Origin of the sequence: Neorhizobium sp. NCHU2750 (assembly GCF_003597675.1) — a bacterium.
Lineage (GTDB): Bacteria > Pseudomonadota > Alphaproteobacteria > Rhizobiales > Rhizobiaceae > Neorhizobium.
The window spans coordinates 1,340,790-1,352,563 of sequence record NZ_CP030827.1; the positions used below are offsets into that span (position 1 = coordinate 1,340,790).

Below are 11,774 nucleotides of genomic sequence, written 5' to 3' on the forward strand. Positions count from 1 at the left end.
TCCTTGAAGAAAGGGGACGTGCGTGTGTCGCACACATACCGGGTCAGTGCCGCTACAGCATCGGCCCGAAAATCGGAATCGATTTTCGGAAAGCCTGATGCGTAGATCAAATGAGATAGAGCGTCCTTTATGCGTCCATTCGGACGCACAGCGCTCTAGGCATCAAACCCGCCGCAGACGGACCGGAGTTGCGCGGAAAAACACACCGAACGGGACACGCCGTGTGTCACTTTATAAAAAATTCATTCGAGACACCCGACGTGTCCCGGCCGAAATTCTGGAATGCCGAAATTTCAAAATCGCCAAAGGCACCAAGGGAGGACTCTATCCTTCGAAGCCGCAGCGTTAACCCCTGATTCACTATCGGGGCGAGGATATGACGCAAAATTCGTTCTCATTTTGTTCCAATGTTGACTCTTGTACAAAAAGAGAACAAATTAAAAACATAACGAACACGGGAGACAACGATGACTGACCTTCTTCGTGATATTGCCGCCTTCGCATCGATCGCAACCTTCGTCGCAAGCCTATCGATGATCATGCTCGTCATGTAGCAGACTTGGCCGGTGGATAATCCCCTTCGCCGGCCCGACCGAAAGCCGTTGACCACCGCAATCTTGACTGGACTTGCGGGGCAGGGCGCCCGAAAATGAACCGACTTGAATCATTGGTGGTGGCGCATAGACATGGCAGAACAGGCAAATACGGGATCGGCGGACGAAAATCTCGGGGCAACCCCGCAATTCGTTCATCTGCGCCTGCATTCCGCCTATTCTCTGCTGGAAGGCGCGCTTCCCCTCAAGAAGGTTCTGGGAAAGGCCGTTGCGGACAATCAGCCCGCGATTGCCATCACCGATACCAACAATCTCTTCGTCGCGCTCGAATTCGCCCAGAAGTCGATCTATGACGGATTGCAGCCGATCATCGGTTGCCAGCTGTCGATCGACATGCAGGATCAGGGCGACGAGCGAAGGGCAAACCAGCAGCTCGCCAAGCTGCCGGCCATCGTTGTTCTTGCGGCGACCGCCGATGGCTATGAGCGGCTGGTCGATCTCGTCAGCCGTGCCTATCTCGGTGGCGAGGGATCGAGCGAAACCCATATCTGCGCCTCCTGGCTGGACGAGGCCGGCACCGATGGGCTGATCGCGCTGACGGGGGCCGCATCCGGGCCGGTCGACAGGGCGATGAGGGACGGTCATGCCGAACTCGCGCTTGCCCGTCTCGAACGGCTGAAAGGTCTCTTCGGCGACCGGCTCTATCTCGAACTGCAGCGCCATGGCGGCTATGACCGCCGGCACGAGCAGCGCATGGTCGATCTCGCCTATACGCATGACGTGCCGCTGGTTGCCACCAACGAGGCCTTCTTCCCCACCAAGGCCGATTATGATGCCCATGATGCGCTGATGGCCGTCGCCCATGGCGCGATCGTCTCCGACGACAGCCGTTTCCGCCTGACGCCGGACCATTACCTGAAAAGCCGCGCCGAGATGGCGAAGCTGTTTGCCGACCTGCCCGAGGCGCTTGAAAACACTGTCGAGATCGCGCAGCGTTGCTCCTTCATCTTGAAGACCCGCGCCCCCATCCTGCCGCGTTTCACCGGCGTCAGTGACCATCCGGAAGAGGACGAGCGCAAGGAGGCGGCCGAATTGCGCCGCCAGGCGGTCGAGGGCCTCGACATGCGGCTTCAGGCCCTCGGCATGGCGGCAGGCTTCGAGGAAAAGGATTACCGCGAGCGCCTCGAATTCGAGCTGTCGATCATCGAGCGGATGAAGTTTCCCGGGTACTTCCTCATCGTTGCGGACTTCATCAAATGGGCCAAGCAGCACAATATTCCGGTCGGGCCGGGGCGCGGTTCGGGTGCGGGTTCTCTCGTCGCCTATGCGCTGACGATCACCGACGTCGATCCGCTGCGCTTCTCGCTTCTGTTCGAACGCTTCCTCAATCCCGAACGCGTCTCGATGCCCGATTTCGACATCGACTTCTGCCAGGATCGCCGTGAAGAGGTGATCCGCTACGTGCAGCGCAAATATGGCCGCGAGCAGGTGGCGCAGATCATCACCTTCGGTTCGCTGCAGGCGCGCGCTGCCCTTCGCGACGTCGGCCGCGTGCTCGAAATGCCCTATGGCCAGGTCGACAAGATCTGCAAGATGGTGCCCAACAATCCGGCCAACCCGACGCCGCTGTCCAAGGCGATCGAGGAAGACCCGAAATTCCAGGAGGAGGCCGAAAAGGAGCCGGTCGTCGCCCGGCTTCTCGATATCGCCCAGAAGATCGAAGGCCTCTATCGCCACGCCTCGACCCATGCCGCCGGCATCGTCATCGGCGACCGGCCGCTGTCGAAGCTGGTGCCGATGTATCGCGATCCGCGCTCCGACATGCCGGTCACCCAGTTCAACATGAAATGGGTGGAACAGGCAGGGCTGGTGAAATTCGACTTCCTCGGCCTGAAAACGCTGACCGTGTTGAAGACGGCGGTGGATTTCTGCCGCAAGCGCGGCATCGAGGTCGATCTGGCAACGATCCCGCTCGACGACAAGCTGACCTATGAGATGCTGTCGCGCGGCGAGACGGTCGGCGTGTTCCAGGTGGAAAGTGCCGGCATGCGCAAGGCACTGATCGGCATGCGGCCCGACTGTATCGAGGATATCATCGCGCTCGTGGCGCTCTATCGCCCGGGTCCGATGGAAAACATCCCGACCTACAATGCCCGCAAGCATGGCGAGGAGGAGATCGAATCGGTCCATCCCTCGATCGACTATCTGCTCAAGGAAACCCAGGGCGTTATCGTCTATCAGGAACAGGTGATGCAGATCGCCCAGGTCCTGTCGGGCTATTCGCTCGGCGAGGCAGACCTTCTGCGTCGCGCCATGGGTAAGAAGATCAAGGAGGAGATGGACAAGCAGAGCGAGCGCTTCGTCGATGGTGCCGTCAAGAACGGCGTCTCCAAGCCGCAGGCGAAGAACATCTTCGAGCTTCTGGCCAAATTCGCAAACTACGGCTTCAACAAGTCGCACGCCGCAGCCTACGCCATCGTCTCCTACCAGACGGCCTATATGAAGGCGCATTATCCGGTCGAGTTCCTCGCCGCGACCATGACCTACGATATGGCCAATTCGGAAAAGCTCAACGATTTCCGCGAGGATGCCGGGCGCCTCGGCATCAAGGTCATTCCGCCTTCGGTGCAGACCTCGTTCCGCCATTTCGAGACCGGCGAAGCGAAGATCTATTATGCGCTTGCGGCCATCAAGGGCGTTGGTGAATCGGCCGTCGAGCATATTACCGAGGTGCGCGGCGACAAGCCCTTTGCCGGCATCGAGGATTTCTGCATGCGCGTCGATCCCAAGCAGATCAACCGCCGTGTGCTGGAAAGCCTGATCTCCGCCGGCGCCTTCGACTGTTTCGGCCATGACCGCGCCCAGCTGATTGCCGGCCTCGACCGGGTGATCGGCTATGCCCAGCGCGCCCAGGAAGAGCGCGTCTCCGGCCAGTCCGATTTCTTCGGTTCATCTGCCTCGAGCGGGCCGGAAAAGCTCATCCTGCCGACATTCAATCCGTGGATGCCGTCGGAAATGCTGATGCGCGAATATCAGGTTCTCGGCTTCTATCTGTCGGCCCATCCGCTCGATACCTACAAGGATGTGCTTGCCAAGCTGCGCGTTCAGACCTTTGCCGATTTTGCCGCAGCCGTGCGTCAGGGAGCCACCGCCGGGCGTTTGGCCGGCACCGTCACCGGTCGCCAGGAGCGCAAGACCAAGACCGGCAACAAGATGGGCATCATCACGTTCTCGGATTCGTCCGGGCAATTCGAGGCTGTATTGTTTTCCGAGGCGCTGGCCCAGTATCGCGATCTTCTGGAGCCCGGAAAATCGCTGGTCATCACCGTCCAGGCCGATGAACGGCCGGAAGGCATCGGTCTGCGCATCCAGACTGCCCAGTCGCTGGAAGAGCAGTCGGTGCGCATGCAGAAGGCGCTGCGCGTCTTCGTGCGCGATTCCGGGCCGCTCAAAACCGTCGCGCGCCATCTCAATGCGAGAGGCGAGGGCCTCGTCTCCTTCATCGTCATCAAGGAGGACGGCCGGCGCGAGATCGAGGTGGAACTGACCGAGCGCTACCGCCTTTCACCGGAAATGGCAGCCGCCCTGAAGGCGGCACCCGGCGTACTCGACGTCGAGCTTGTGTGACCTGCGCCCGCCGATTGCGGACAGGTCAGTGCCGGGCATGATACGGTGAGATAGCCGGCCCGGGATCCGCGGGCCGGTCGAAGTTGTTCGATGACTAACTGCCGTGTCGGGACACCGAAGCCGGCTCAGGCGCCGATGGCTTCCTTGACCTGGTTGCGGCCGGCATTCTTGGCGGTATAGAGCGCCATGTCTGCCTGCCGGTAGGCCTCCGGCAATTGCGACAGGGATGTGAAGGATGAGACGCCGAAGCTTGCGGTGACATTCAGATTGTCCGGCAGGCCGGGCAGGGTCATCGTCGCGCCGCGCAGCGTATGCGCCAGAAGGGCGGCGGAGCGCAGATCCGTATCGGGAAGGAAGATCGCGAATTCCTCGCCGCCGATCCGGCCGAGTGCGGCGCTCTTCGGCGCACTGCTGTTCATCAGCCTGCCAAATCCCTGTATCACCAGATCGCCGACATGATGGCCATAGGTGTCGTTGATGCGCTTGAAGTGATCGAGATCGCAGAGGATGACGGCGTGCTGTCCGTTCGGCGCATGCGCAAGCAGCGACTGGACCTGCCGCTCGAAGCCGCGCCGGTTGGCAAGTGCGGAAAGAATGTCCTTCTCCGACTCGCTGCGCTGGTCGGCCATGATCTCCAGCACCAGCGTGGCAAGCAGGGTCAGCCCGACGGCGACGATGAGGATGGCGGTGGCGCTTTGCGAGATCAGCGCATAGTTGGTGTGGATATAGTCCGTGGCGGTCGTGCCTGCGCCGACATAGACCGCCAGCCCCGCCTTTATGAAAAAATGCAGCCCGGTCAAAAGCAGAAGCAGCCCGAGAAAGTGGTCAATCGCCTTGCGGCCGCGGGATGAAAGCACGCTGTAGGCACTGGCCAGAAGGACGATGGCAAACGGGCTCTGGTAGCAGAAGGCCTGCAGCGGCGTACCGCGTGGCAGGTCGTAAATGGCGTAGCTCAAAGCAACGCTTGCGACGGTATAGACGATGGCGATCCAGCGTCTGGGAGGGTGACCATAGAGTTCGCCGACGCCGATCCATATCAGCACCATGCCGGCAAGCACTGAGGCAAAGGCGCCGAGCGCGAAAGGCTTGGGCATGCCGGCATAGGCGACCAGCAGTTCGCATATCGCAGACAGAGAGGCGACACCGAAGCCGGATGCGAGCCAGAGCGCCGCCCGGCGTGACCGGCTGCGCCTCGCCACGACGGTAAAGACGGCGCTGAAACACAGCGCGACAACGAAATTCACCCCCAGGAAGAAAGCGGCGCCGTTCATCGATCCATCGCTGTCATCATGTCCTGTGTAAACCCCTTGATACACGCAATGATTGTTAAACGGAAAAAGCTAAGTTTTTGTACAGGCATGAATTCGCGCAAGGATACCCTCGCAGACCGAAGCCGAGATGGCACGGCCGGAGCAGAGAACCCCCTTGTAAAAATGTCATTCAGGCGTCCCACGGGGAAAGGACGCCTCATTCGACAAATTCAATGCAATTTTGGCAAAAAAAGGAGCGTGGATCACATCCGAGGCGTATTTTCACAGATCAGAGAGGGAATGGGGTTCGGCCGTCTCCTCCCCGGAGGACGGTCATGGAAGAGAACCAACACATAACCGTCCAACACTGATGGAAGCGTCGCCCGCGGGGGACACGGGCATCGGGGGTACTTCCATGCAACGGGCCTTAAGGGGGGAAGATGGTTGCAGTGTGGCACTGACAAGGTAGCAATATGCAACCTTAGTCTAATTCCCGGGGGGATCGGCTGCCCGCCGTCAAGAGGATTGCATCTCCCGGCCGCTCTGGCTGTGGCAGATGCTGCTCGGCATGGACGTTCAGCGCCTCGGGTGCTCGACTGTCCAAGAAGACTGCTGGTCAATAGAGACCGACGCCGCTTGCATAGGAGCTCTTGGAGCGCCGGGCGGGCTTCGGCTGGCTGTTGTCGTCAGCCTCGGCAACGGCCAGATTGGTCTGCGAATGCGTCAGCGTCACGAAGTCGGTGCCCTTGCCGGTCTCCGGCCCGAGCCCCTGGTCGGTGATCGTCAACGACGTGCCGTTAGCCATCAGTTCGCCGATCCTGTCGCGCAGATCCTTCGGGATGTCGATCCGGTCGAGCGCGGCTGCCGCGGCATTCGGCGCGCTGTCATCTGCGGGCTTGTCGATGCCGAGCTGCTTCATCTCGTCGTCGGTCATCTCGTTCTTCAGGGTCAGCCCATGCCATTCTGCCGTCTCGGCATTGCGGTCGACATGGTCGGCGGTGAAGAAATGCGTGCCGAGCGCCTGTTCGGGGTCCTTGATCTCGACCGGCGCCTCAAACAGCGGCTCGAAATCCCGGCGCACCAGAAGCTGGCCGTTCGGCACATCGGTCTTGCCCGCGGAATGATAGAGAGCGGCGAGGAAATCCTTGCCGAGCAGCGGGCCGTTGGCCGGCATGTTCTTCCAGCGCTTGTAGGCGGCAATCGCCTCGCGGGTCGTCGGGCCGGCAATGCCGTCCACCTCGCCGGCATCGAATCCAAGATCGGTCAGCATGCCCTGCACGTCGAGCATCGTCTCGCGCGGGCCGCGGCGATGGATGAGGATGCGCAGAGGCGCGCCATCGTTCTGCTCGGCTGCCGGCTGTACCGAGCCGGTGGTGACCGGATCGGTACCGGCAGAGGCGACCTTGTAGGAACCGTCGGCGGCCTTCTTCATCGCCGTCGGCCTAAGGTCGGCGTCGGGCAGCAGCGGTGAGGAGGGCATCGGCTTCAGCGGTGTAAACAGGTTGACGTCGTCGATCCTGACGGGAACCACCGGTTCATCGGAAATGACCACATGCACGCCGCGATCGGTCATGTCGTAGAGCGCCTTGGCCGTACCGGACGGAATGCGCACGCAGCCATGCGAGGCGGGATAGTTCGGCACATGCCCCTCGTGAAGCGCAATCCCCGACCATGTCAGGCGCTGCATGAACGGCATGGGCGCGTTCGAATAGATGTTGGATTCGTGATATTTTGCCTTCTCCAGCACCGAGAAGATGCCGCTCGGCGTCTCGTGCCCGGCCTTGCCGCTCGAGACACGCGTCTTCATCACGACCTTGTCGCCGTCATAGACCGTCATCGACTGCTGGTTCTTCGAGACGACGATCTCAAGGGTTGCGGCTTCGGCAAAAGCAGACTGGGAAAGAATGGTGCCGGACAGGAGCCCGAGGCTGAAAACGATGCCACGCAACATGAGGACCTCTTACGCATTACAATGGTCGTCACATTAGCGCGTCGAACTTAATGAAAATTTTCTGAAAAGTGGCGGTATCGTGTCAAAACATCACGTTTGCGCGATTCTGGCGCCGCTTTCGGCCACATTTTGTCCGTGGTCGCCAAAAAATCTTGACCGCCTATGCCACGCCTGGGGCCGTTCCAGACACAGACACAGACACAGACACAGACACAGACACAGACACAGACACAGGCACAGGCACAGGCGCTGCGCGTTATCTTGCGAAAAAGAGTTCGATGATCGACACCCCGCCGATCGGCGCGACAACCAGCGCAATGATGTTGAAGATGAGAACCGACAGGAGAATTTTTTCCTGTCTCGGCGTGAGCTTGTTACGCGGTCGTTCTGGCTTCTCCGGGCCGGAATAATAGCCGTTGAGATCGCGAAACATCATCCCCTCCGCATTGCCGGTTGAAACTGCTGCTGCTCGTAGGTTCCGCAGCGCAGGACGCCGCCCCGTAAAGGCACTCTCTCTGTTGATGATTGTCAAGCAAATGCCGCGGCACAGGGCAAAACCTTGCGCACTGTTGCAGCGGAGAGGCTGACGTCGCGACCGATCAGACATCACGGCAAGCGCCGGGCAGGAGACTGCCCGGGCAGAAACGTGGTGATCGTTCACGAACCGGCTGGCCGCGTCATCTGCGCGATCTGGTCTGCCTCAGCCTTTTTACCGGTTATGCGAGGGCCGCCCTAACCCTAGCGCCAGCCCTAGCCAGCAGGCAGCCTGCCATCGGGCGTCAGGTCATCCACCGCCTTCGGCAGGTCACGGCTCAGGCGCGCAAGGATCTCCTCGGTGGAAAGCCCGGTCTTTTCCGCAAGCTCCTCCAGAACCCCCGGTCCGATCGCCTGGGAAAGCTGGTCGGGGGCGATCTCTGCATTGGCGCCGGGCTCCACCCAGGATTTGGCCTTGTCGCCATGGCCGTTCTGCTGGAACGTATCGAGGAGGTCGCCGAGCCCACCGCTCAGGATCCCGCCGCTCGTCAAACCTCCGAGACCTCCCAGAAGCCCACCGAGGCCGCCGCCCGCGCCACTGCTGGAACCGCCTCCACCGCCCGGTCCGCCGGTCAGGCTCCCCAGAATATCACCGAGGCCGCCGGACCGCGCCTCAGTGGTCTCAGGCGTGGCACCAGATCCTTGCGGCTGCGGGCTCTGAATGCCGCGCAGAAAATCTGCAATCTTGTCCCTGTTCTGGTAGCCGGCAACGGCGAGCACGCCGAGCAGGGCTTTCAACTGACCGCTTACCATGATCTCCTCCTGTCAGGTTCGCTAAGCGGCATGCGTCACCATCCGCAATCCCGCCCGTCAACGCTTTCAACGCCGGCCCGGCGCGCAGGTTCCCTTCGATAGGGCCATGTCCTAACGATTTGTCAGGCGCTCACCGACGCTTGTCGCCGAATGTAAAGCCGGTCTCGACGGCGGCCGTTCCGAACTTGTCGCGCAGCCTGTCCATCGCCGCCTCCGCCGCCGCCCGGCGCCCCGCCTGCTGGTCGACGAGATCCGGCGGATCGGCAAGCTGCGGGTCGCAGAGATCGGTCACGCCGATACCGAGAAGGCGGAATTTCGTGCCGTCCGTTTCCTTCTCCATCAGCGACAGGCCAGTGCGAAAAATCCGGTCGGTCAGCTGTGTCGGGTCTTCCAGCCGTTTGTTGCGCGTGCGGCTCTTGAAATCGGCCGTCTTCATCTTGAGCACGACGGTATGGCCGGCAACGCCGTGCTTCTTCAGCCGCGCCGACACCTTTTCCGAAAGGCGGCGAAGGATCGGCACCAGATCGTCATGCCGGGAAATATCGTCGAAGAAGGTCGTCTCGGCCGAGACGCTCTTGGCCGGGTCGTTGGGATGCACCTCGCGCTCGTCCATGCCGCGCGCCAGCCGGTAGAGCCTCTGGCCCATAGAGCCGTAGCGGCGCATCAGCTCGCCTTCCTCCATCCCTTGAAGCTGGCCGATCGTGCGGATCCCGTCTGCCTCGAGCGTGCTGTTGAAGGCGCGGCCGACACCCCAGATGGTGGTGACGGGCCGGGGCGCCAGAAAATCCCGCGCTTCCGCCTCGCCGATGACGGAAAAGCCGCGTGGCTTCTCAAGGTCGGACGCCACCTTGGCGAGGAACTTGCAGTATGAAAGCCCGACGGAAATCGAAATGCCGATCTCGCTTTCCACCCGCTTGGCAAGCTTCGCCAGAATGCGGGCCGGCGGGTCGCGATGCAGCCGCTCGGTCCCGGCCAGTTCCAGAAAGGCCTCGTCGATCGAAAGCGGCTGCACCAGCGGCGTCAGGTCCATCATCATCTGCCTGACCTGCCGGCCGACGCTGACATATTTTTCCATGTTCGGCGGGATTACCACCGCGTCGGGGCAGAGTTCCAGCGCCTTGAACATCGGCATGGCCGAGCGCACGCCGCTGATGCGCGCGATATAGCAGGCGGTCGACACGACGCCGCGCTTGCCGCCGCCGATGATCACCGGCTTGTCGGCAAGCTCCGGATTGTCCCGCTTCTCGATCGTCGCATAGAAGGCGTCGCAATCGATATGCGCCAGCGTCAGGTCGTAGAGTTCGCGGTGATAGACCAGCCGCGGCGAACCGCAGGCCCGGCAACGGCGTGTTTCGGCCTTCTGCTCGGCAAGGCAGTCGCGACAGAATCCGGTCATCGGGCCGGACAGAGGGTCGGTCGGCGTCGTCATGTGTAGAAGCGATCTGGCCCGGAACAAAGATTGAACATTTGCACCATAGGCACTAATCTCGCGATGCTCAAGGGGCACGACGGGGCGGGGAGCGATGGGGTTGTTGACGACGAGGATGGCGTGGGCTGCTGGGCGGTATTCGCCGTGCAGTGCATGGCTGTGGCATCACCCTACGCGGGTATCCGCCGCCATCGTGGAGCAGGTGTCAGGCAGCGCGGGAAATATGCGCGCGGATCAACTCGCCGGCTTGCACCCAGTCCATCGCTCTCACGATGCCTTCGTCGGGTTTTGGGGCAAGCAGATGCAGCGGCGAATCCGGCATCATGTGCAGCACAAGGCAGCCATCCACATGGTCGCGGACCGAGTGGAGATTGTGCGCCATGTCGTCAATGAAGGCGGACGGCAGCCCGCGTCCGCCGTGGATGCGGTGCATGACGGGGCCTTTCGGTTCCTCGGTTGCCACCAGCGGAAAGTCGAAGCCGAGGCGGTCGAGAAGCTTGCGGCGGATATCGCGGTAGCGGGGCGGCATGGCGGTGAGGAAAAGCACGTCCGCCTCGGCATGGAGCGCATTAAGCGTATCGAGCGCCAGATCGAACGGTGTCTGCCATGTATCCTGCAGTTCGAAGAACCGGCCGATCAATTGCTTGACTGCAACCTCCTCGATAGCGTCCTGCGTACCGGCCGAGACGATATTGCCGGTCAGGCGGAAGGAGCGGGGCAGGAGTTCAAGCCCGCCCTCGCGCAGATAGTCTTCGAAGGGTACGAAGAAGTTCAGGACCACGTCGTCCACGTCGCAAACGACGAGCGGCCTGTCCGTCAGCCGGACATGGGAAAGGTCGAGGATCTCGCTCATCTCAGTAATCACCCGGCCCGAAATAAGGCCCCGAATAATATTGCGCCGCCGCCACCACCGCCTCAGGCTTCGTTCCCGTTGCCTCGCAGAAGGCGAGCAGCGTCGGCTCGTGCCCCATCACGAAGTCGATCATGCCGGCGAGAAAACCCGGATCGCCGATCGCTGTGCGGATTTGCTCCGGAGCGACGCCGGAAAGCGACAGGAAGCGCTGGAGCATATCCGGCTCGCCGGCCAGCCAGCCGAGTACGGTTGCGGCAGTCTCCTCGGCGCCTTTCGCCGCAGACAGATTTTGAGATGCTTTCGGTGGCATTGTCGCGGAGTTACCTCTTTTCAACCAAATGGCCTTAGCGTGATCGGAGCAGGCTCCGCGGAATCGACCCTGATGGAGCTTATATATCGAAGATACGCTTTTGAAGGCGCGATTTAAGGAACGGATCGCAATGCCCAAACGGGTCATGATTGTCGAAGACAACGAGCTGAACATGAAGCTCTTCCGCGATCTGATCGAGGCGTCGGGCTACGACACGATCCAGACGCGCAACGGCATGGAAGCGCTGGATCTGGCCCGCAAGCACCGGCCGGACCTCATCCTGATGGATATCCAGCTTCCGGAAGTCTCCGGCCTGGAAGTCACCAAATGGCTGAAGGAAGACGACGAGCTGCACATCATCCCGGTCATCGCGGTCACCGCCTTTGCGATGAAGGGCGACGAGGAACGCATCCGCCAGGGCGGTTGCGAGGCCTATGTGTCGAAACCGATCTCCGTGCCGAAATTCATCGAGACGATCAAGACCTATCTGGGCGACGCATGAAGCGGGGAACA

At 61.3% G+C, this 11,774-nt stretch carries 9 protein-coding genes; 2 read left to right on the plus strand and 7 right to left on the minus strand.

The window, feature by feature from the left end; genetic code table 11:
• The first annotated feature begins 686 nt into the window (after positions 1-686).
• Positions 687-4,181, plus strand: a complete 3,495-nt coding sequence (gene dnaE / locus NCHU2750_RS06530) for a DNA polymerase III subunit alpha (protein ID WP_119939711.1) — start codon at positions 687-689, stop codon at positions 4,179-4,181.
• Between the two features lie 125 nt (positions 4,182-4,306).
• Here the strand turns inward: dnaE and NCHU2750_RS06535 are convergent, their stop codons facing one another.
• The 7 genes from NCHU2750_RS06535 to NCHU2750_RS06560 form a co-directional block, all read right to left on the minus strand.
• The gene (locus NCHU2750_RS06535) at positions 4,307-5,452 is read right to left on the minus strand and encodes a GGDEF domain-containing protein (protein ID WP_119939712.1); all 1,146 of its coding nucleotides are present in this window, start codon (positions 5,450-5,452) and stop codon (positions 4,307-4,309) included.
• Between the two features lie 595 nt (positions 5,453-6,047).
• On the minus strand, positions 6,048-7,382 hold the full coding sequence (locus NCHU2750_RS06540) for a L,D-transpeptidase family protein (protein ID WP_119939713.1): 1,335 nt from the start codon (positions 7,380-7,382) through the stop codon (positions 6,048-6,050).
• Between the two features lie 256 nt (positions 7,383-7,638).
• Entirely contained in the window at positions 7,639-7,914 is a 276-nt protein-coding gene (locus tag NCHU2750_RS30385) for a hypothetical protein (protein WP_205583912.1), read from the minus strand.
• A 218-nt stretch (positions 7,915-8,132) separates the two neighbouring features.
• On the minus strand, positions 8,133-8,669 hold the full coding sequence (locus tag NCHU2750_RS06545; RefSeq protein WP_119939714.1) for a YidB family protein: 537 nt from the start codon (positions 8,667-8,669) through the stop codon (positions 8,133-8,135).
• Between the two features lie 130 nt (positions 8,670-8,799).
• Entirely contained in the window at positions 8,800-10,098 is a 1,299-nt protein-coding gene (locus tag NCHU2750_RS06550) for a DNA polymerase IV (protein WP_119939715.1), read from the minus strand.
• Between the two features lie 205 nt (positions 10,099-10,303).
• Positions 10,304-10,951: a hypothetical protein gene (locus tag NCHU2750_RS06555; RefSeq protein WP_119939716.1), complete on the minus strand. Its 648-nt coding sequence runs from the start codon at positions 10,949-10,951 to the stop codon at positions 10,304-10,306.
• 1 nt (position 10,952) lies between these two features.
• Positions 10,953-11,261, minus strand: coding sequence for a DUF3572 domain-containing protein (locus NCHU2750_RS06560; RefSeq protein ID WP_119939717.1), 309 nt, complete (start codon positions 11,259-11,261; stop codon positions 10,953-10,955).
• Positions 11,262-11,391: 130 nt separating this feature from the next.
• Here NCHU2750_RS06560 and NCHU2750_RS06565 point away from each other — a divergent pair, with 130 nt between their 5' ends.
• Positions 11,392-11,763 (plus strand): response regulator, encoded by a 372-nt coding sequence (locus tag NCHU2750_RS06565; protein ID WP_085423079.1) that lies wholly within the window; start codon positions 11,392-11,394, stop codon positions 11,761-11,763.
• Positions 11,764-11,774 lie beyond the last annotated feature (11 nt).

What these genes read in the sequence shown, in the direction of transcription:
- NCHU2750_RS06540 (WP_119939713.1), bottom strand. Translation starts at nt 7,382, where the DNA reads ATGTTGCGTGGCATCGTTTTCAGCCTCGGGCTCCTGTCCGGCACCATT.
- NCHU2750_RS06555 (WP_119939716.1), bottom strand. Translation starts at nt 10,951, where the DNA reads ATGAGCGAGATCCTCGACCTTTCCCATGTCCGGCTGACGGACAGGCCG.
- NCHU2750_RS06550 (WP_119939715.1), bottom strand. Translation starts at nt 10,098, where the DNA reads ATGACGACGCCGACCGACCCTCTGTCCGGCCCGATGACCGGATTCTGT.
- NCHU2750_RS06545 (WP_119939714.1), bottom strand. Translation starts at nt 8,669, where the DNA reads ATGGTAAGCGGTCAGTTGAAAGCCCTGCTCGGCGTGCTCGCCGTTGCC.
- NCHU2750_RS06565 (WP_085423079.1), top strand. Translation starts at nt 11,392, where the DNA reads ATGCCCAAACGGGTCATGATTGTCGAAGACAACGAGCTGAACATGAAG.
- NCHU2750_RS06560 (WP_119939717.1), bottom strand. Translation starts at nt 11,261, where the DNA reads ATGCCACCGAAAGCATCTCAAAATCTGTCTGCGGCGAAAGGCGCCGAG.
- dnaE (WP_119939711.1), top strand. Translation starts at nt 687, where the DNA reads ATGGCAGAACAGGCAAATACGGGATCGGCGGACGAAAATCTCGGGGCA.
- NCHU2750_RS06535 (WP_119939712.1), bottom strand. Translation starts at nt 5,452, where the DNA reads ATGAACGGCGCCGCTTTCTTCCTGGGGGTGAATTTCGTTGTCGCGCTG.